Origin of the sequence: Arthrobacter sp. QXT-31 (genome assembly GCF_001969265.1) — a bacterium.
Classification (GTDB): Bacteria; Actinomycetota; Actinomycetes; order Actinomycetales; family Micrococcaceae; genus Arthrobacter.
This window is the reverse complement of sequence record NZ_CP019304.1, coordinates 4,249,022-4,268,562: the sequence shown is the minus strand read 5'-3', so window position 1 is coordinate 4,268,562 and position 19,541 is coordinate 4,249,022. Positions and strand designations below refer to the sequence as shown.

Below are 19,541 nucleotides of genomic sequence, written 5' to 3'. Positions count from 1 at the left end.
ACCTTGCGATCCCGAATTGCGATCCCCATCCCGCTCCCAAAATCGAAAGATCCTCACGTAGTCTCACAGACGACATCTCGTTCATTCTGCCAGTCGCTAAAGGGCCAAATCGCCACGTCTTGACTAGTCCTTCAACTTAAGCTCGCCAAGGTGGGAAACGAGAGCCAGAACTTATTGCTCGCGACGAAGGACGATCGCCATCCCGTCCACGTTCTCTTCCTGAAAGGTCCTCCATCGTTCAGCAAGTTGCCGATCAACTAGACGGTATCCGGACTCGACCGGATGCTTCACCAGCTCGACCGACTCGTAGGTCAGTCCTTCCGACTCCAGGAACGCCGCGTGCAGCTGACCTCTAGGCGGAGCGAGGTGGACGGCATCAGCCATGGTCTTCTCTGGGATCATCTTTCCAGTGAGAGCGCATTGGACCGGGCCGCCAGCAAAGGCTTTCGTCCGGAACCGTCGGGTAATGTCCAGAGCCTCTTGCGTGAGGGCCTCAGCCACCAATGCTCGCTGCTTCGGCGGCCTCAGGACGTCGGTGTAGCTGAAGCGTACAAGCTCGTCCCGTCCCCGCTGCTTGGCGCGGAAACCCTTCGATGTGTATCCAAGATCCTTGTTCGAGGCGACAACCCACCATTCAATCCCCGCGCCGACTTTTTCTGTTGCCTCGGGGTGCTCTCTGGCCAAGGACGTGAGGAGATCAGCCACGAAAGAATCGGTGACCATCGCACCGACTTCCAGCTCTTCCAGAACTGATCTAAGAAGTTGCTCGACCTCCCCCTTCTTTGCAAAGGAGAATTCGCCGACCACATACTTTGCCATTGCGCCCACTTCTTTCTTCGGATCACTCGCCGCTGCAACCATCATCTCCGACAGGGGGCGTGAGACGTTGCAAGGTGCGAGGCCTTCATTGCCACGTCAGCGGAAACAATGCGTTCGCACGAGCGAAATGCCGGTTTTCACAATGCACATCACTATTTCGGTTAAGGACATACTCCCAGGGGGTCTATGTGAGGGGTATGTTTTTCGCTCATTAACGAGGAGAAAAGATCCCTGCTAAATCAGCACAAACAGCACCCTCCCACTGCGATCACCACATGTTCACTAACTGTCGGGTTCCGACAGCGCACGCCGGCCAAACTCGCCGTCGAGGGTGAAGGAAAGAGGGGGTGATACTTCCACGAAGGTTCCCGGAACTGGAGGCTCGTCCCTGGTTCGCCGCCGCTCGGATTTCGGTGGTGGTCACAGGAAGCTCACGGGCAGAGCGCTCCGATGCCGTTACCCTACGGTTTTCCACATAGGCCAAGACGCTTCTACCGGCAGCCATTCGCCGATGCTGCACTGGAGGCATGCTCAGCTATGAACACATCATCCTGCTCGGAGAGGAACGGGTTCTCGTCATCCAGGGGCACAAGGACTGCCGCTGCTGGAAGGACTCTGGGGCATAAGGAAGTCCAGCTTGGTAGCCGACGCGCCAGGACTGTGCAGAACCACGAGTTGTGGCCGCTGCGCACGATCAGTGGCCTACGAGCTGGCTGCGGACCAGCCGAACCGCATTCACACTGAGGACATGCGTCCGGAGGCGTGTGAATCGGTCTAGGGATGTGCTCGTAAACGAGCGAAAAGCTAGCTTCAGATCCGTGCCAGCACGCCAATCTCGCCCTCGCCACCACATGCTCATGTGTTGGCGATCTCCGGCACTGCCTCCGTGCTGCGGGTCCCCGCTAGCTACGGAATTCTTGTCCAAATGAGTTCGTGCAGGCGTACAGCCAGCACCGGCATGATGTACAGCAACCTGGCAGTTGCACTGGACCAATCAAGGACGGCACGGGGCCGGCCGTTGATCTCATCAGCGGCGAGGCGGACATCAGTCGGTTCTACCGCACTGAGGTCGACACCTTCCTAAAGCATTGGCGGAGCAAGCCGTTGGCGTTCTCGTTCGAAGCCCGCTGCCGCGGGCTGGCGGGATCGCAGAAAGACACCAGCGTTCCTGGCGCTGCAGTCACCTCGGCGTGTTTGGCCATCTCGGACCCCCGGTCCCAGGTCAATGTCCTCCGCAGCATGGCCGGTATGGCCCCTAGATCTTCGATGAGCTGGTCACGCATGACGTCGGACCGGACCCTGACGGCCGTGTGCGCCGCCGGGGCATGCCCGCACTGTCGACTGCCCGCCTGGTGTTCAGCGGACACGTGCCAGGAATGAGACGCTCATGACACCGTATTTCGCGGCCGCGGTGCGGGCTCTGTCGGACAGGAACTCGTACGGGTTCCTCCTTAGTTTTTCCAGGATGAACCCGCTGTCGGTGATCGCCTGCTGATAGGTGTCGGTCTGGGCGGCGCCGCCGATGCAGGCGGCCCACAGGTCGGTGTTGCAGACGATCTGAGGGGTGAGTTGTTTTTCGGTGACGATGTCGGTGATGGCCAGGCGTCCGCCAGGCCGCAGGACGCGTGCCGCTTCGCGGAAGACCGCATTCTTGTCCGGGGAGAGGTTGATGACGCCGTTGGAAATGACGCAGTCGAAGCTTGCGTCTCTGAAGGGGAGTTCCTCGATGTGGCCCTGGGTGAACGTGACCTGGGGAAAGCCCGCCGACATCCGGAGATTTTCGGCCTTCGCGTTCTGTTCCTCGGTCATGTCCAGGCCCACGACCCGGCCGCCGGGCCCAACGGTGAGGGCTGCGACGAAGGCGTCCATCCCGGAGCCGGAGCCCAGGTCCAGGACCTCTTCGCCCTCGGTGAGGTCTGCCAGGTCGAAACTATATCCGACGCCGGCGAAGGACTCGACGGCCCCGGCCGGGACCAGGTCCAGCGGCGCGGCCGGGTAGCCCAGCCCTACGGCGAGGCTGCGGCCCATCGGGAAGTGGTAGTGGCCGGCGGGGTTCTGGGCGACCGCCCGGTAGATCTGCTTGACCTTGGTTTCAAGGTCGACGCGGTCGACGGGTGCTGCCGTGGTTGGGGTGCTCATGTCAGTACCTGCGGTTCAGATGACTTCGAGGGAGGTTTCGACCGGGACCGGGTTGGCCAGGCAGTCACGGACCGGTGAGCTGTCCTGGACGTATTGGCAGAGCGCCTTCAGCTGCTCGACGGTGGCGTTCGGGCTCGACACACGTGCCCGTGCACGGATCGCCGTGAATCCCGGCCGGGGGCCGGCGAGGCCCAGGAATTTGCCGACGTCCAGGTCGCCTTCAACCTGCATCTGCAATGAGGCGATCTCGATGCCCTGGGCGGCCGCATTCGCGACATAGCCCACGGCGTAGCAGAAGCCCAGGGCTTGCAGGAGAAGCTCGACGGCGTTGGGGCCGGCATCGTTTCCCAGGAGCACTGGCGGCTCATCCCCTTCCAGAGTGAATCCCTGGCTCCGGCCGGCGTCGTGAACGCCGGCGTGGGTGAAGCCTTGGATCCGTCCGATGTTGTGTGTGCCGTCGCTCCAGGTGCTGGTGGCACTGAAGGTGAAGCTGCCCTGTGCGGGGTCTGCTTCGATCGCGTGGATTGTCTCCAGCAGACGGCTGACGTCGATGCCGTTGCGGACGGTAGCTGTGGTGGCCATTGCCCTGCGCCTCTTTCCGGTCATGCCCGGAAGGAATCCGGGCTTAATAATCAAGTAAATACTTGAATACTTGAATAGCACACCTGGCGGGTATATGTTGTCAAGTACTTACTTGAACAAACTTGGCAGCGAGGGGAAGCACGTGGGTGACAGGGAAGCCAAGGACGATCTGTTTGACGCACTCGCCTCCGTGGCGAAGGGACTGGGCAGTGGCCGGCGGGCCGAGATTGTGGACGTTCTTGCCCAAGGCGAACGTCCGGTGGACGAGATTGCCCAGGAGATCGGGCAAAGCGTCGCGAACACGTCGCAGCACCTCCAGCACCTGCTACGGTCCGGGCTGGTGCACTCGCGCAGGGATGGCACCCGGATCTACTACCGCCTCAGCGGGCCCGGGGTGGCCCAGCTCTGGACGGCCGTCCGTCTCGTGGCTTCGGATCATGTCGCAAAGCTCAACGAGCTCGCGGCAGCGTACCTCGGAGACCGGTCGGCGCTGAGCACCCTGACCCGGACCGAGCTAAGGGACCGGATGGCCGGCGGGGACATTGTCGTGCTTGACGTCCGACCCGAGCCGGAGTTCCGGTCAGGGCATATCGCCGGCGCGGTCTCGGTCCCGGTGAAGGAGCTGACGGAGCGGCTGCGGGAGCTGCCGGAAGGTCACACCGTCGCCGCCTACTGCCGTGGCCCGTACTGCGTGTTCGCCGACGAGGCCGTCAGGACGTTGCGCCGAAGCGGCATCCCCGCCGTCAGGCTCGAGGACGGGTACCCCGAGTGGGAAGCGGCGGGCCTGCCGGTGGAGACAAATGCCTCAAACGCGCCTGCGGGCACGTCGTGAAGGTCCAGGCCGCGCAGCGGATCCCGCAGCGCCTCGTCCAGTCCTACGCCCTCTCCCCGAAGCGCCGCGACGCGCTCTACCGTCGTACGCTCGTCGTAGTCATCATCTCCCAGATATTCGGGGGCGCCGGCCTCGCGGCCGGTGTCACGGTAGGGGCCCTCCTGGCGCAGCAGATGCTCGGCACCGCAGGGCTGGCCGGCATGCCGGCGGCACTGTTTACCCTCGGCTCCGCCGGTGCAGCATTCCTCGTCGGACGGATTTCCCAGCGCCACGGCCGCCGTGCCGGCTTGACGTCAGGATTCATCGCCGGGGGTATTGGAGCTGGCGGCGTTGTGCTGGCAGCGCTGACAGACAATGTCATCCTGCTCTTCATCGCCCTTCTCGTCTACGGGGCAGGAACGGCAACGAACCTGCAAGCACGTTACGCCGGAACCGACCTCGCCACTCCGCGGAGCCGCGCCACGGCGGTCAGCTTGGCCATGGTTTCCACCACCCTGGGGGCAGTCGCCGGCCCGAACCTGGTCACCCCGATGGGAGCCGTCGCCGCAGCCCTGGGGATTCCGCCCCTGGCCGGACCGTTCCTGCTCGCCGCTGCCGCCTACACGTTCGCGGGTCTGGTGCTGTTTCTCTGGCTTCGCCCCGACCCGTTCCTGCTGGCGTCCGCTCTCAGCGCGCGTGAATCGGCAGACACGACGGCGGTCCATGACGCACCGCCTGCACCAGAACCGCCGCGGCTCAACCGCAGCGTCACCGTCGGTACGACCGTCATGGTCCTCACCCAGATAGCCATGGTTGCCATCATGACCATGACGCCGGTTCACATGCAGGCGCATGGGCGCAGCCTCACCGAAGTCGGTGTGGTGATCGGTATCCATATCGGCTTCATGTACCTGCCCTCGCTGGTCACCGGAGTCCTGGTCGACCGAATCGGCCGGTTCCCCATGGCCATCGCCGCGGGCCTGACGCTGCTCGCGGCCGGGATTGTCGCGGCCACCGCCCCGGCACAGTCCATGATGCAGCTGATGGTTGCCCTCGCACTGCTGGGCCTTGGCTGGAACTTTGGGCTGATCAGCGGCACCGCCCTCATCGTCGACGCGACACCACTCGAAACACGGGCCGCGACGCAAGGCTCCATCGACGTTCTCATCGCCCTGGCCGGCGCGTCCGGCGGTGCCCTGTCCGGCCTTGTCGTCGCCGGCACCAGCTACGCCGTCCTTTCCCTCACGGGAGGAATCCTGTCCCTCCTCCTGATCCCCGTCGTGATCTGGTCGCGACGCACCGCTCACGTCATGGGGTAGACCCATGAACCGGAGCCGCAACCAGGACGGCGCTGCAGTGAGCGGCCGGCGCAGCGGCGCCCCGCGTGAAGGTGTCGTGTTGGGGCTGCGGCAGAACACCGCCCAGTTCATCCTCCTGGTCGCAGTCAACGCCCTTGTCGGCGGGACGCTCGGTCAGGAACGCACGGTCCTGCCGTTGCTCGCGAACCAGGTTTTCCTCCAGGACCTCTACACGAGCGCTCTGACCTACATCCTGGCCTTTGGCCTGGCCAAGGCCGCCACCAACTACTTCGCCGGAACCCTCTCGGACCGCTACGGCCGCAAACCCGTACTGGTCGCGGGCTGGCTCATTGCCCTGCCCGTTCCGGTGATGCTGATCCTCGGCCCGTCCTGGGGATGGATCGTCGCGGCCAACGTCATCCTGGGCATCAGCCAGGGCCTGACCTGGTCCACCACGGTGATCATGAAGATGGACCTCGTCGGCCCCTCACGGCGCGGCCTGGCCATGGGCCTGAACGAGGCCGCCGGCTACCTCGGCGTGGCCGGCACCGCCGTCACCACGGGCTATATCGCCGCCGACTACGGGCTCCGGCCCGGACCGTTCCTGCTCGGCGCTGCTTACATCGCCCTCGGGCTGGGCCTGTCCGTGCTCGCCGTGAAGGAAACCCGCGATTTTGCCAGGCTTGAGTCCGCCGGCCACGCCGCCGCACGGGCAGACGCCCATGCGGAGCTGGGCAACCGGCAGATTTTCACCCTGACCAGCTTCCGGGATAAGTCCCTGTCCTCGGTCAGCCAGGCCGGCATGGTCAACAACCTCAACGACGGCCTGGCCTGGGGCCTGTTTCCCCTTCTCTTCGCCGCCGGCGGCCTGACGATCGGGACGATAGGCATCCTCGCCGCGGTTTACCCGGCCGTGTGGGGCGCCGGGCAACTGGTCACCGGTGCCCTGTCCGACAGATACGGGCGCAAGCCGCTGATCGTCGCCGGCATGCTCATCCAGGCCGCGGCCCTGGGCATGATCGCCGTCGGAACCGGCTTCGGGATCTGGCTCACCGGAGCCATCCTCCTCGGCGCCGGAACAGCCATGGTCTACCCCACCCTGCTTGCCGCCATCGGCGACGTCGCCCACCCTGCATGGCGCGCACGCTCCGTCGGGATCTACCGCCTGTGGCGCGACGGCGGATTCGCCGTCGGCGCCCTGCTCTCCGGAGTCCTCGCTGACGCCTACGGCATCCCCGCCGCCGTCGCCGTCGTCGGAGCCCTCACCGCACTGTCCGGCATCATCGTGGCCCTGAGGATGCGGGGAACCGACCACACCACCATCCGGTAACGGCCTGGCCTGCATCCCGGCGACGCTACGTCAGATACTCTTTTAAGTGCACGATAACGCACTTATGCACTTAAGGAGTCGGGTTGATGCTGTCAGTTCTGCGGAATGTGACCTACAGGCGGCTGTTCGCCGCCCAGATCGTGGCCCTGATTGGGACCGGCCTGCTGACCGTTGCCCTCGGGCTGCTGGCCTACGACCTGGCGGGCCGGAATGCGGGGGCAGTTTTGGGGACCGCGCTGACGATCAAGATGCTGGCCTATGTGGGTCTGGCGCCCGTGATCACTGCCCTGGTGCCACGGCTGCCGAAGAAGCCGGTGCTGATCGGGGCGGACCTGATCCGGGCGGCCATGGCTTTGTGCCTGCCCTTCATCACGGAGTCGTGGCAGATCTACGTCGTGATCTTCCTGCTGCAGTCCGCCTCCGCCACCTTCACCCCCGCATTCCAGTCGCTGATCCCGACGATCCTGAAAGATCAGCGGGACTACACGCACGCACTCTCGCTCTCCCGGCTGGCCTATGACATGGAAGCACTCGTCAGCCCGGCAGCGCGGCGCTGCTGCTGACCGTGCTCAGCTACAACAAGCTGTTCATCGGCACCGTTGCCGGCTTCCTGTTCTCGGCATTCATGGTCGCTGTCACGGTTCTGCCCCGGGTCACTGCGTCGGCCGGACCGCAAACCTCGTTGTGGCACCGGACCACCCTGGGCGCGCGGATTTTCTGGCGGAACCGGCGGCTGCGTTCCCTGCTGGCCCTGAACCTCGTCGTCGCCGCCCCGACGGCCCTGGTGCTGGTCAACACCGTCATTTACGTGCGCGACGTTCTGCACCGCCCCGACGCTGATCTGGCCCTCGCCCTGGCGTGCTTCGGTGTCGGGTCGATGATCGTGGCTTTGTCGGCGCCGCGGGTCCTGGACCGGTTCGGGGACCGTGCCGTGATGCTCACCGGCGCCGCCGTCATCCCGTTGGCTCTTACCGGCGCCACCGCCGTGACATTCCTGGCATCCCCGGAGACCGGATGGTGGCTGCTGCTGGCCCTGTGGGTCCTGCTCGGGGCCGCAAATTCAACCATACTGACCCCGTCGGCCCGGCTCCTGCGCGATGCCTCCGACGAACACACCCGCCCGTACGTTTTCACGGCCCAGTTCTCCCTGTCCCACGCCTGCTACATCCTCACCTACCCCCTCGCGGGCTGGGTCGGCGCGCAGGCCGGACTGGGCTGGGCCGCGCTGGCGCTGGCAATCATTGCGATAATCGGCAGTGCAGGAGCCTTCCTGTCCTGGCCGCGGCAACCGCCCGTGCCGGCCACTGCATCCGCCACCCAGAAGGAACCCGTTGAGCACAGCCGATGAACAGCCATCCCTGATCCATCCGGTCACCCCCGGACCGGAACACCTGGCGGCGGCCAGCGAAACGCTGCGGATGCTCGCCGAACCCACCCGCCTGCACCTGCTCTGGCAGCTCTCGGCGGGCCCGCGGACCGTCACGGAAATGACGGACGCTTCCGGAGCGCCCCGCACCGTGGTCAGCCAGCACCTCGCCAAACTTCGCCTCAGCGGCCTCGTCGACACCCGAAAGAACGGCCGCCACATCGTCTACTCCCTGCGCGACGGACACCTGATCCGGCTCATCACCGAAGCCATCAACCACGCAGACCACATGGTCACCGGAGAAGCCCGCCACCAATGAGCAGCCAGGACGCTGCCATGATGAATCCGTGACCGCACTGAAGGACCGGCTGATGTCCGTTTCGCCGCTGGCGAGATCAACGGCCGGCCCCGTGTTGTTCTTGATGGGTCCAGCGCCGCTGCCGGATTCGAGTTACATCAGCAGGTAAGGAACTGCCTTATTGCAGCCCTCGGCAGGGGCTACTACTATGAGCAGCATCTCGAGGCCATAGGAGGTCATCGCTATGTCAGTCATCGTCTCGGTTAAGATTTTCGGTGACACGAACGTCTTCACCAGATCGCTCGAGGAACGCGCCGACGAGTACCGCGAGATCTCCGGACGCGGCCGGGCGCAGGGCGCCATTCACCATCAGTTCGCCGTCGGGGATGGCTTCATTCTCGTGATCGACGAGTGGGAATCCGCGGCAGCATTCGAAAAGTTCTTCAGCGACCCCGAGCTGAACGCATTCATCGGATCTGTCGGCGGTGATCCCAACGCAGCCCCGGAGATCACCGTCGGGGAATCAATCGACTCTCCCGATAAGTTCTGACCGCGGCGGCGTCGAACAGCTCCAGCACGTTACCGAGATCGGCCGTCCCGGATGGCGGAGTCTTCAACCGTGGGGGCATGAATGAAAGTCCAGGCGCGCAGTCGCGTTGGTGCACGCGATCGGACCGCCCGCCGTGCCTCCCCTGGTTGTGCCTCGGTTCTTCCCTGTAGTCCTTGGCCGCCGGATACGGCTCCACGGCAGTAACCGGATCACCTGCCGCGTCGCCCCGCGGGGTCTGGCTTTCAGGGCCCGTCGCAGATCCCCCGGCGACGTTGCCGGCATTTCCCCGCTTCACCATAATGACCACACTCCTTCGCTCATGCCCGCATCCTGTCCCGGTGCCATCGGGAACACCCGACCCCGCTGGGCCTCTGGTGCCGGGGCCCTCGGCAAAGGAATCCCTGCACCGTCCCGGTGCGCGGCACTGACCGGCTCTCGGGACAGCACCAGCTACCATGCCGCGGTCACCGGCGACATCGCCTACGGGCTAGACAAGCGCGCGGACGCGCAGGGACTCTCACGGCTCGGTCCGACGAATCTGGGCATGCCCACGGGTTGCTACGGCGCAGGCCGGTAGAAATTCGCGTGTGAATCGCAGTCAGGTCCGCGGTTGGCAGCCGTTCCCCACGGAGTCCGGGCAACGTTGATGCAGGCTACCATTGGGGTCCAGAAAACCATACGGAAGGCTATCGAGTGGGGCGAATCGCGATAGAAGGGGGAAAGGGCTCGGTCGAGCTCCGTGCCGACGGTGTCATCCACTTGATCTGGACGCCCAACGTCACAATTGACGTAGCCGATGCCCGAGCAGCCATGGCGATGGTCAACGAGGTCTGCAACGGCGTGAACCATCCCATGTTGGTCGATATGACCGCCGCTGAGACCGTCAGCCGCGAAGCCCGCGCGGTATGGGCCATCCCGTGCGCGGCATCGCGGATCGCCCTCCTCGGCTCCAGCCCTGTGGATTGAGTCGTGGCTAACTTTTTCCTTGGCATCCACAGGCCGCCATGCCCCACACAGTTCTTCATTTCCAGGAGCGAGGCAATGAGCTGGCTGCTCGGGGACACCGCCCCGTGATCCAAGGGGTACATTCGCAGCTAGGCCGTTCGGCTACCCCACTGGCCCGAGCCCCACAACCGTGCGTACCATCTCAAGTGGGTCACCCAGGGGGCTCAAACATGACACCAGCCGCCAAGCCATCAGTACTTGAAAAGTGCCGAGAAGCGGTCAGAAGAACCTGGGTGAAGACTCTGCTCCTCCCACAAGACCGCTCCGAAAGCGCCCGTGCCGGCACTGCATCCGCCACCCAGAAGGAACCCGTTGAGCGCAGCCGATGCACTGCCAGGACACTGCCAATGATGAATCCGTGACCGCACTCAAGGACCGCCTGATGTCAGTTTCGCCTCTGACGAATCAAAGGCCGGCCCCGTGTCGTCCTTGATTGGTCCAGCGCCACTGCCAGATCCGCGTTACATCATGCGTCAGCAGGTAAGGAAACACTTTTGAGTGTTCCGGGTTAGGAGCCCCGGGGCGAGAACATGATCACGGCGACACCTACCAGGCAGATAACGGACCCAACGATGTCCCAGCGGTCAGGGCGGAACCCGTCGAAGATCATGCCCCACGCCAGGGAACCTGCGACGAAAACACCGCCATAAGCGGCGAGGATCCTGCCGAAGTGCGCGTCCGGCTGCAAGGTGGCCACGAAGCCATAGATCCCCAGCGCGACGACGCCGAGCCCGGCCCACCACCAGGCTTTGTCTTCCCGCACTGCCTGCCAGACCAGCCAGGCGCCCCCGATTTCCGCGACAGCGGCGAGCACGAACAACAGGACGGACTTGGCAATGGGCATGTTTCCTATCCTGTCATTAGGCTGACTGGACGCGGTTTCGGCGCCCAGCGGGTCGAGGGTGGCTCACGATCCCTTCATATGTTGCGTTGGCGGAAGGCTGAGCTGCCTGGCGTGGAAGTCGAAATGCAGGGTCGGGTAGGCATAGACATCGTTCAGGGTCATCAGTGTGGCGAAAAACGGGTCCCATCTGTCCGGAAACGGCATCGAACGGGACAGCGAATGTGCGGTCTCACGTTCCAGCTGCATGGAGAGGGAGGCGATGGTCTTCTCGAGTTTCCGGCCCATCCGACGCCTGTCATAGACCAGCGAGGCGGCGCGTGAGCCCCAATAGTTCACCACGTTAAAGGGGCGCGTTCCCGCGTTCAGAACTGCTGCGAAGGACTTCCCGACGGGCCGCGGGAGCCTGCTGACAGCGCGAACCAGGGGGAGCAGGGCGCGGACGACCATGTAACCGAAGACCATGTGGAAAAGGAGTTCTTCGTTGGTCCACTTCGTGCCGTTGCTCTTGCGGCGGAGATCCTCAGCGGTGGCGACTCCCAGCCACGCGTCCAGTTCCTGCCGTGCCCGGCGATATCCGGAGAGAATCCCATCCTTTGACGCGTCCAAGGCGTTTCCCACCCTCCTCCCGCGGCGCCCGATCATAACAACCGGGCCCGGTTACTTGCCTTCAATGGTGAAAGCATCGGTGAAGCTGTATCCGTTTGCGGAAACGAACCTGACGCTGGAACGATCAGCGGTGGCCATGGCTTCCAGGTACCCCCGGCCGGGTCGCGGTTTCTCCTAAACGGCAGCGTAGTCGGCCGCTTCCGGAGGGCCGTCGCCGATATCGTACATGCCCACCCGCACGCCCCAGTCTCAGCGCTTGTCCTTGGAGAAACCTTGTCGCCGCGCGGGCAACCTGGCCCTACCCGCTCAGGGGCCCTGTGTTCCTGGAGGCCTTCCGCCTTCGGCTCAGGGCGAACAGACCGGCGCCCGCGGCGATGATGGCCGCGGCGATGCCGAGCACTACCGGGGCGTTGCTGTTGTCCGGTCCCGGGACTGGCGGAACGGACTGGCCGGCGGCCGGGTCGGCGGTTGTCGTTGCCGTGGCCACCCCTGCGGGAGTCGACGGTGCCGGGTCGAGAGCCGTTGACGACTTCGCCCGGTCCTGGACGGTGAAGGAGTAGCTGCCTTCGATCGGGTGCCCGTCGGCGGACACCGCACGCCAGAGGACCTTGTACGGGCCGTTGGCGCCCTTGGCCACTGTGGTTGAGAGGGTCGCGTCGGTGATGCTGACCTTGCCGTCAGTGAGCGTGGCGCCGGTGCTGTCGGTGACCTTGATGACACTGAAGTTCAGGCTCGCGGCGTCGGTCGGCGGTTCCGACAGGGTCAGGGTGACCTGCTCCGGGGCGGTGGTGATGGTGCTGTCCTTCGCCGGTGAGGTGGATTGCAGGGCGTCGTGGGCCTGCGCCGGGGCCGCGGCGAGGGCCGGGATCACCGCTGCGGCGGCGAGGAGCAGTGCGAACCGGAGACGGAGGTTATTGGGGACGCTGGGGGCAGGAGTGTGCACGGTGGCTCCGATAGGTGTCGGGGTGGCCGGCTGTCCGGCCAGAGGAGTGGTTGGTCTATTTGGCTGCGTCGTCGAGGAGCTGGCGGAACTGCTCCTCGCTGTTGAGGGTGAGTTTTTCGCCGTTGAGGAAGAACGTGGGGGTTCCGGTGACGCCGAGGGCTTTGCCGTCCGCGATGTCTTTGCGGATCCGGTCCTTGGTCGCCTCGGCCGCGACGGTGGCATCGTACTTGGCCATGTCCAGTCCGAGATCCTGGGCGTAGGTGCGGAACAAGGCGGCCTGGGAGTCCTGCTTTTCACCCCACTGCGGCTGGGAGTCGAACATCTTGGTGTACATCTGCTGGTACTTGCCTTGCTGCGCGGCGGCTTCCACGGCGAGGGCCGCGGTGCCGGAGTTACGGTGGCCGGGGAGGGGGAAGTAGCGGTTGACGAAGGTGATCCGGTCCCCGTATTCCTTCTTCAGCTTCTCCACCAGGGGCACGGCGGCGCGGCAGGATTCGCATTCGAAGTCCAGGAACTCCACGAGCTGGGCCTTCTCGGTGGCCGGGGTGGTGACGCGGTGGCTGTCCTCCCGGACGAGCTGGGCGTCCGCGGCCGGTGCCGCGGCGGTGGGGGCGGGTTTGGCGGCGGTGAGCACGGCGTACCCGATCACCCCGGCGACGACGATGAAAGCGAGCAGGGCCCACAGCACGGTGCGGATTCTCTTGGCGGTGTCTACCGGCTTGGTGGCTGGGAGTTTCGGGGCTGTTGGTGGTGCTGGTGTCATCAGTGGGGCAGGCTTTCCTGGTCGCGGTGGGCGGCGGGTTCGATCTGGAACGTGGAATGCTCGACGCTGACGTCGAAGTGTTCAGCAACGCAACGCTGCAGGTCCGCCAGGATGGTGGCGGAGTGGCCGTCGCGCATGCACTTGTCCTTGACGGTGACGTGGGCGGAGAGGACCGGGGTGCCCGACGCGACGAGGGAGGCGTGCAGGTCGTGGACGTCGATGACGTGCGGCAGGGCCAGGATGTGCTCGCGGACCTTGGCCAGATCCAGGCCGCGGGGCACGTTTTCCATCAGCACGTCGGTGGTGTCCCGCAGGAGTTTCAGGGTGCGGGGAATGATCAGCGCGCCGATCAGCAGGGACACGACGGCGTCAGCCCGCGTCCATCCGGTCAGGGCGATGATGACCGCGGCCGCGATGACCGCCACGGATCCGAGGGCATCGTTGAGGACCTCGAGGAACGCGGCCTTCATGTTGAAGTTGTGATGCCGGCCCGAGGCGAGCACGAGCAGGCCGATGGCGTTGCCCGCCAGGCCGATGATGCCGAACCACAGCATGGTGGATCCTACGACCTCAGGGGGTTCGAAGAGCCGGCGGATGCCTTCGACGATGACGAACCCGCCCACGCCCAGCAGCAGGGCCGCCTGGCCGGCGGCGGCGACGATTTCGGCCCGTTTGTAGCCCCAGGTGCGTTTCAGGGTGGCCGGTTTCAGCGCCAGCGACGCGGCGATCAGCGCGATGAGCAGTCCGGCCGAGTCTGTGAACATGTGCCCGGCGTCTGCCAGCAGCGCCAGGCTGCCGGTGAGCACAGAGCCGATGATTTCGGCAATCATCACCACAAACGTAATGCAGAAGACGATGATCAGCTTGCCGCGGTTGCCGGCCGCGTCGCCGCCGTGGGAGTGGTCATGACCGGCGCCCACCGGTCAGTCCTTCCGGCGGGTGTTCAGCGTCAGGGGCTGCGGTGGAGTCTCGGATTCGCAACCGGCGCAGCACCCCGACCCTTCCGGCGGGGCATCAGGGCCCGAGTCGCGGACTGCAAGGGGAAGGGCCAGCATCGCAGGTACGCCTGCCGCCGCCGTCGAGGGTGCGCAGCAGTCGTCGGCCTCAGTGCCGTGGCCTTGAGCGGCTGCCTTGGGGACGGTGCAGCAGACATCACCGCGCCAGGCGTTGATGCCTTCGCGGACGGCGATCGCCGCGATCACCAGCGCCGCGCCGGCGTCCGCCCACCACCAGCCCAGCGTGCTGTTCAGGACCAGCCCGATCAGCAGCACCGCGGAAAGATAGGTGCACAGCAGTGTCTGTTTGGAGTCCGCCACCGCGGTTTTGGAGCCGAGTTCCCGCCCGGCTCGGCGCTGGGCCCAGGAGAGGACCGGCATGATTGCCAGGCTCAGGGCGGCGATCACGATCCCGGGGGCAGAGTGCTGCGCCTCTCCCCCGCCGGTGAGGGACCTGACCGCGTCGATGGTGACGAACGCGGCGAGGGCGAAAAAGGAGGCCGCGATGATCCGCAGCGTCAGGTGCTCACGCCGTTCCGGGTCCTTGGCGGAAAACTGCCAGGACAAGGCCAGCGCAGAGGCGACCTCGATCACCGAATCCAAGCCGAAGCCTATCAGCGCTGAGGAGTCCGCGACGCCGCCGGCCCAGAGGGCCACCACCGCCTCGACGAGGTTGTAGGTAATGGTCGCCGCCGCGAAAAGCCGGATCCGCAGGCTCAGTACGGCGCGGCGTTCCGGGCTTGGAGCGTGAAGCAGGGCCGTCATGCGAAGCACTCCCCGTCCGGTGCGCAGCAGGACGGGTCCACGGCCAGCACCACGCCGAGCAGGTCATGAATCGCGTGGCCCAGTCGGGCGTCGGCGAGTTCATAACGGGTCCGCCGCCCGTCCGGAACAGCAACGACCAGCCCGCAGCCGCGCAGGCAGGTCAGATGGTTGGACATACTCTGCCGCGACACCCCGATGGAATCAGCCAGATCGGACGGATAGGACGGGGCATCGGCCAGGGCCAGCAGGATCCGGGCCCGGGTCGGGTCCGAAACCGCATACCCGAACCGTGCCAGCACCGGCGCGTGCGTGAGAGTTTCCATAACCCCAAAGTACAGTCCGTGGTGTATTCATGCAATCTTGTACTCTCTTGCGGATGGGATTTGGAGGGCCTGCCGGGCTGGCACTTAGTCAGCCTGAAACAGGGCATGGAAATGCCGCCAGGTCCAGTGGGGTGGGAGGTTTCCCCCCATCGGACCTGGCGGCGCTGCTCCGGCCCGGGGCTTTCGGCGTCCGTTCGGGACCAGTTACCTGAACTGTCGCAGGTTCACCTTAGGAAAAGCCCGGAGGCCGGGCGCCAAGGTCCGGGGGACCCGATACCCTTGGCCGCTTCACTCGTGGGCCTCACCCGGCCTCCACTGGACCAACCGCAGGGAGCGCCGCCGACGCCAGCGCTCAAGGCTGATGCGGTTCGTGCGCCCGCCGCACGCGTCAAGGGAACCAGAGCCGACCAGTGTCCCGGGGAAGCCGCGGAGTCCGCGGTTTCCGACCGGGATCAGGCCGACATCGAGGGATTCCTGGCGCAGGACCTCCGCGGGAAGCATCCAGGTTGAGCTGCAGGTCTGGTGAGATCTCGCGGGCGGGACGCCCTTGGCGAGAATCACTGCGCCGGCGTGGCGCAGCCCGCTCTCCGTCACGCCCTTCACCGGGCCCACATCACGGGTGAGCACGGGCCAGATCCACGCGTGCATGATTCGCAGCACGGCGTGGGACGCGGTGGCATATCTGCGGCCCAGGCGTCGGACCCGTCGTATCCGACGGCCACTTTCGTGCCCACTGCTACCGCACCGTCCTTGAGGCTGAATCTACGAACACCTGAATCGTCCCGGGAAGTGGGCTGGAGTACGGCTAGCTTCCCGCCCAGCGTCGAAGAGTGCTGTTGATCAGCCCGATCAGCACTGCCGTCCACCAGCAGGCCTGGGACACGCTGAGCGCAACCATCAGCCGGAGCCTTAGCTTTCGGGCGACTTCGCTGAAGCGGGTTTGAGGGGGAAGGGCCAACAGCTGCTGCATGGCTGGGGCGATGCTGAGGCCATTGAGCATAAGGACCAGCACGGAGCCGAGCTTAATGGCGGTGACGGGGTTCGTCAGGTCCGGGTCAATGAGGGCTCCAGATGCCAGGAGCAGGGCGAGACCGCCCCAGATCAGCGGTTTCGCCGCAGTCTCGAGTTTGCCTGATTCATGGATCTGCACTTTGCCCAGGAGCCAGAGCAGGCCCAGCCAGTCAACCACAAGGATGGTCCCGAACGAGAGCACCAGGGCCAGGATATGCACAGCCAGACCGATGCGGTGCAGTTCCGGTCCACAGTCAACGTTGTGCCCGACCAGCACGGAGGCGAGCCAGCCTGCGGTGCACAGCACACCGAGCAGGACCAGCCTGGCGTTCTGCCTGCCCTTGGCCGGATCGGCACTGACCAGTGCAGGTTCGATGGCCGGCTCGGGCAGGGTCTTGCTGGTGGTGGGCGTGTCGGCGGTCATGTGCCGGCCTTTCATGGGTATGAATCCCAGGATGCCTGGGAGCAGTGGCTGCTGTCCGGAGGCGTACCTTCCGGCGCGAACCGTGACAGGCGGACCTCCAAGCAGCTTTCCATCAAATAGGGAAGACGACGATGACGATCACCATAGGCCGCTGAGTGCCGCCCGAATCAGAAGAGGATCCGCCTGGTCTGTGGGCGGATCCTCTTCTGTTCGGCGACCGCTCAACAGCGGTCCCAAAACCTATGCCTGGACGAGCAGCCCGGTGCCGAACATGACCGTGAGGCCCAGGAGAATTCCGGTCACGGTCAGCGGTGTGAGGGTCCGGCCGGTGCCGTCCTTGAGCATCGGCAGCAGCTTGATGGCGACTTGGCCCACGGCTCCAGCGCCCAGTCCGAGGAGGAACGCGGCCAATGTGGGTTGGTAGACCGTGGCGCCGATCAGGGATCCGAGCACGGCAGGGGCCCCTGCGATCAGGCCCAATACGGCCAGCCGTCCCAGGCCCGGCCGTTCCTGGGCCAGGGGCGTGACGATGGCGAGGCCTTCGGTGGTGTTGTGAATGGCGAAGCCGACAATCAGCGACGCGCCGAGGGCCAGCGACCCGACGGCGTAGGCCGAGCCGATGGCCAGGCCCTCGCCGAGGTTGTGCAGGCCAATTCCGATGGCGATCAGCAGCGCCAGCCGCCCGGGGGGCAGCGCCGGAGCGCCGGTGCTGGGCCCGTTTCGGTGCCGCCGCATCCAGGCGTCGGTGGCCTCCAGGACCAGGTAGGAGGCGAGGGCTCCGAGGATGACGACGAGCGGGCCGCCGAAGGAGCTGTTGTCCGCGACGAGCTCGAAGGCTTCCAGTGTCGCGTCGAAGGTCAGGAAGGCGAGCAGGCCGATGGTGAGGCCGAGCAGGGCCCGGACCCAGGCGGCCGATGAACGCCGCACGAAGGGCATCCACAGCATGCCCATCGCGACCGGAATAATGCCCACGTAGATCCCGAGCAGGGCCATGAGTCCGAAGAAGGAACTGCTGCGCTCCGGGCTGGGGGCCGCGGCGTCGATGGTGGCATTGATTTTGCCGCCGGCCGAGGTGACCAGGGCAATCTCGTAGGGGTCCCCGTCGACCCAGTGGTAGCTGACGGTGATGGTGCTGGCCTCCATCGGATCGAGCACGTCATCGGTCTGGGTGAAGGCTGCGTAGTAGTCCGAGACGTTGACCTGGGCGATGGTGACCGGGTCAGGTCCCTGGTTGCGGACGGTGAGGACGATCTGGCCCGGGGTCAGCCGGATGTCTTCGACCGCGACGTCTTCCTTGGGCGGGACTCCCTCGCCGAGTTTGGACAGGGCCGGTCCGTTCAGGAGGGAGAACAGGCCTAGGAGGACCGCTATCAGCACCAGGGGCCCGAGACCGAGCAGCCAGCGCGGCTTCGGCGGCCGCGACGCTGCGCCTCCTGCCGGTTCCGTTGTGGTCGTGGTGTCTGTCCTCGTGGTGTCTGTGCGGGTCATGATGGGCTCACTTCGAAGAAGCCCATCCAGCCGAGTTCGGCGAATTCGGTTTTGTGGGCGTGGAACATGTACTTGCCCGGGTACGGGAAGCGCAACTCCAGGATGCCGCGCTGGCCCTGGACCTGGGAGATGGTGTCGGTGTATTCACTCGGGGTCAGCATCGTGCCGGTCGGGTAGTAGTGGAAAAAGTTCCCGTGGATGTGGAACGAGTTGATCGGGTCGTATTCAAGCACGTTGATCAGGTGGATCCGCACCAGTTCGTTCTGCTTGACCTGGACGGGGTAGTCCATGAAGTGGAAGGGCAGGCCGTTGACGGAGTAGAACTCGTTGTCGTCTCCGCCGTCGGTGTTGTAGCCGTTCATCACCATGACCATTTCGTTGTCGGCCTTGGGCCGGCCCTTTTTGGGTTCGATGATGAAGCCGCCGTAGAGGCCCTTGGCGATGTGCGGGGCAAGCGGTGACTGGTGGCAGTGGTACAGGTGCGTACCGAACGGGGTGGCATCAAATTCATACGTGAAGCTCTGCCCGGGGGCGATGGAGCCGGCGCCGATTCCCGGGGTTCCGTCCATGGTGGCCCGGTGGATCCCGTGGAAGTGGATCGTGTGCGGGTGCGCCCCGGCGTTGGTGAAATGGATCCGCAGCGCATCTCCCTCCCGGGCCCAGAGGGTCGGTCCGGGGATCCTGCCGTTGTAGCTCCAGCCCGGGAATATCACGCCGGGGGCGATCTCGAATTCCTTGTCCACCGCGACGATGTCCCACTCCCGCAGGGTCCGTCCGTCTGGCAGTTTGCTGGTCCTGCCGCGGTCGAAGTCGTGCAGGATCGCGGTCGGGTCAATGCCCGCCCGCTCCGGCGGAACAGAGCCACCGGCGAAGCCGGCATGCCCGGCGTGATTGGTCATGTGGCCCGGGTCCGTACCCGCCGTCGGCTCAGGGGTGGTGACAGCAGCGCCCCCGGCAGGGGCCTGCTCTGCAGTGTGTCCCCCATGCCCAGAGTGCGGGCCGGGTTCCTTAGCTCCCATCAGCGTCCATGCCGTGAGGGGCGCGGCGGCGAAGGCAGCGGCGCCGGAGAGCATGCTCCGCCGGCTCGGCACGGGCTTCCCGAGAGTTTTCGGCACGCCGTCCATCTAATCTCCAATGATCAAAAAACCTTTGTTAGGCGAGTCTAACATTGATGTTCTGTT

Annotated in this window: 20 protein-coding genes and 2 pseudogenes; 8 read left to right on the top strand and 14 right to left on the bottom strand. The window is 65.2% G+C overall.

What is annotated here, in order from left to right; translation table 11 throughout:
- Positions 1-171 precede the first annotated feature (171 nt).
- The 3 genes from BWQ92_RS19460 to BWQ92_RS19445 all read right to left on the bottom strand — a co-directional run bounded on the left by BWQ92_RS19460 (position 172) and on the right by BWQ92_RS19445 (position 3,540).
- Positions 172-864 carry a DUF3223 domain-containing protein gene (locus BWQ92_RS19460; RefSeq protein ID WP_083706372.1) on the bottom strand — a complete coding sequence of 231 codons (693 nt, stop codon included), beginning with the start codon at positions 862-864 and terminating at the stop codon, positions 172-174.
- 1,311 nt (positions 865-2,175) lie between these two features.
- On the bottom strand, positions 2,176-2,958 hold the full coding sequence (locus tag BWQ92_RS19450) for a methyltransferase domain-containing protein (protein WP_076802360.1): 783 nt from the start codon (positions 2,956-2,958) through the stop codon (positions 2,176-2,178).
- A gap of 15 nt (positions 2,959-2,973) precedes the next feature.
- On the bottom strand, positions 2,974-3,540 hold the full coding sequence (locus BWQ92_RS19445) for an OsmC family protein (RefSeq protein ID WP_076802358.1): 567 nt from the start codon (positions 3,538-3,540) through the stop codon (positions 2,974-2,976).
- 112 nt (positions 3,541-3,652) lie between these two features.
- On the opposite strand from BWQ92_RS19445, the gene BWQ92_RS19440 reads away from it, so the two are divergent.
- The 8 genes and pseudogenes from BWQ92_RS19440 (at position 3,653) to BWQ92_RS19410 (ending at position 10,267) form a co-directional block, all read left to right on the top strand.
- Positions 3,653-4,372, top strand: coding sequence for an ArsR/SmtB family transcription factor (locus BWQ92_RS19440; RefSeq protein ID WP_216639952.1), 720 nt, complete (start codon positions 3,653-3,655; stop codon positions 4,370-4,372).
- Positions 4,369-5,670: an MFS transporter gene (locus BWQ92_RS19435; protein ID WP_076802355.1), complete on the top strand. Its 1,302-nt coding sequence runs from the start codon at positions 4,369-4,371 to the stop codon at positions 5,668-5,670. Before BWQ92_RS19440 ends, BWQ92_RS19435 begins: the two co-directional genes overlap by 4 nt.
- Before the next feature lie 109 nt (positions 5,671-5,779).
- Complete coding sequence (locus BWQ92_RS19430) at positions 5,780-6,979, top strand: MFS transporter (protein ID WP_442856770.1); 1,200 nt, start codon at positions 5,780-5,782, stop codon at positions 6,977-6,979.
- Between the two features lie 86 nt (positions 6,980-7,065).
- Positions 7,066-8,327, top strand: a pseudogene (locus BWQ92_RS24750) (MFS transporter).
- Positions 8,311-8,664: an ArsR/SmtB family transcription factor gene (locus BWQ92_RS19420; RefSeq protein WP_076802353.1), complete on the top strand. Its 354-nt coding sequence runs from the start codon at positions 8,311-8,313 to the stop codon at positions 8,662-8,664. Before BWQ92_RS24750 ends, BWQ92_RS19420 begins: the two are co-directional and overlap by 17 nt.
- Positions 8,665-8,887: 223 nt before the next feature.
- Positions 8,888-9,193, top strand: a complete 306-nt coding sequence (locus BWQ92_RS19415) for a hypothetical protein (protein ID WP_076802350.1) — start codon at positions 8,888-8,890, stop codon at positions 9,191-9,193.
- Between the two features lie 319 nt (positions 9,194-9,512).
- Positions 9,513-9,770: a hypothetical protein gene (locus tag BWQ92_RS23660; RefSeq protein ID WP_157365211.1), complete on the top strand. Its 258-nt coding sequence runs from the start codon at positions 9,513-9,515 to the stop codon at positions 9,768-9,770.
- Between the two features lie 116 nt (positions 9,771-9,886).
- Positions 9,887-10,267, top strand: a pseudogene (locus tag BWQ92_RS19410) (DUF7793 family protein).
- Between the two features lie 439 nt (positions 10,268-10,706).
- Here BWQ92_RS19410 and BWQ92_RS19405 read toward each other — a convergent pair.
- The 11 genes from BWQ92_RS19405 to BWQ92_RS19355 form a co-directional block, all read right to left on the bottom strand.
- Positions 10,707-11,042 carry a YnfA family protein gene (locus BWQ92_RS19405; RefSeq protein ID WP_076802348.1) on the bottom strand — a complete coding sequence of 112 codons (336 nt, stop codon included), beginning with the start codon at positions 11,040-11,042 and terminating at the stop codon, positions 10,707-10,709.
- A 63-nt stretch (positions 11,043-11,105) separates the two neighbouring features.
- Positions 11,106-11,648 carry a DinB family protein gene (locus BWQ92_RS19400; RefSeq protein WP_076803843.1) on the bottom strand — a complete coding sequence of 181 codons (543 nt, stop codon included), beginning with the start codon at positions 11,646-11,648 and terminating at the stop codon, positions 11,106-11,108.
- A gap of 298 nt (positions 11,649-11,946) precedes the next feature.
- The gene (locus BWQ92_RS19395; protein WP_172804311.1) at positions 11,947-12,591 is read right to left on the bottom strand and encodes a copper resistance CopC family protein; all 645 of its coding nucleotides are present in this window, start codon (positions 12,589-12,591) and stop codon (positions 11,947-11,949) included.
- A 55-nt stretch (positions 12,592-12,646) separates the two neighbouring features.
- Positions 12,647-13,354 carry a DsbA family protein gene (locus BWQ92_RS19390; protein ID WP_076802346.1) on the bottom strand — a complete coding sequence of 236 codons (708 nt, stop codon included), beginning with the start codon at positions 13,352-13,354 and terminating at the stop codon, positions 12,647-12,649.
- On the bottom strand, positions 13,354-14,274 hold the full coding sequence (locus tag BWQ92_RS19385; RefSeq protein ID WP_076802344.1) for a cation diffusion facilitator family transporter: 921 nt from the start codon (positions 14,272-14,274) through the stop codon (positions 13,354-13,356). The genes BWQ92_RS19390 and BWQ92_RS19385 overlap by 1 nt, the downstream gene beginning before the upstream one ends.
- Before the next feature lie 3 nt (positions 14,275-14,277).
- Positions 14,278-15,114 (bottom strand): cation transporter, encoded by an 837-nt coding sequence (locus BWQ92_RS19380; protein WP_076802341.1) that lies wholly within the window; start codon positions 15,112-15,114, stop codon positions 14,278-14,280.
- A complete protein-coding gene (locus tag BWQ92_RS19375; protein WP_076802339.1) occupies positions 15,111-15,437 on the bottom strand; it encodes an ArsR/SmtB family transcription factor in 327 nt (108 codons plus the stop codon). The genes BWQ92_RS19380 and BWQ92_RS19375 overlap by 4 nt, the downstream gene beginning before the upstream one ends.
- 288 nt (positions 15,438-15,725) lie before the next feature.
- Entirely contained in the window at positions 15,726-16,064 is a 339-nt protein-coding gene (locus tag BWQ92_RS19370; RefSeq protein WP_076802336.1) for a hypothetical protein, read from the bottom strand.
- A 178-nt stretch (positions 16,065-16,242) separates the two neighbouring features.
- Positions 16,243-16,872 carry a hypothetical protein gene (locus tag BWQ92_RS19365; protein ID WP_236783005.1) on the bottom strand — a complete coding sequence of 210 codons (630 nt, stop codon included), beginning with the start codon at positions 16,870-16,872 and terminating at the stop codon, positions 16,243-16,245.
- Between the two features lie 240 nt (positions 16,873-17,112).
- A complete protein-coding gene (locus BWQ92_RS19360; protein ID WP_083706369.1) occupies positions 17,113-18,360 on the bottom strand; it encodes a ZIP family metal transporter in 1,248 nt (415 codons plus the stop codon).
- Entirely contained in the window at positions 18,357-19,475 is a 1,119-nt protein-coding gene (locus tag BWQ92_RS19355; RefSeq protein WP_442856733.1) for a multicopper oxidase domain-containing protein, read from the bottom strand. The genes BWQ92_RS19360 and BWQ92_RS19355 overlap by 4 nt, the downstream gene beginning before the upstream one ends.
- Positions 19,476-19,541: the final 66 nt, after the last annotated feature.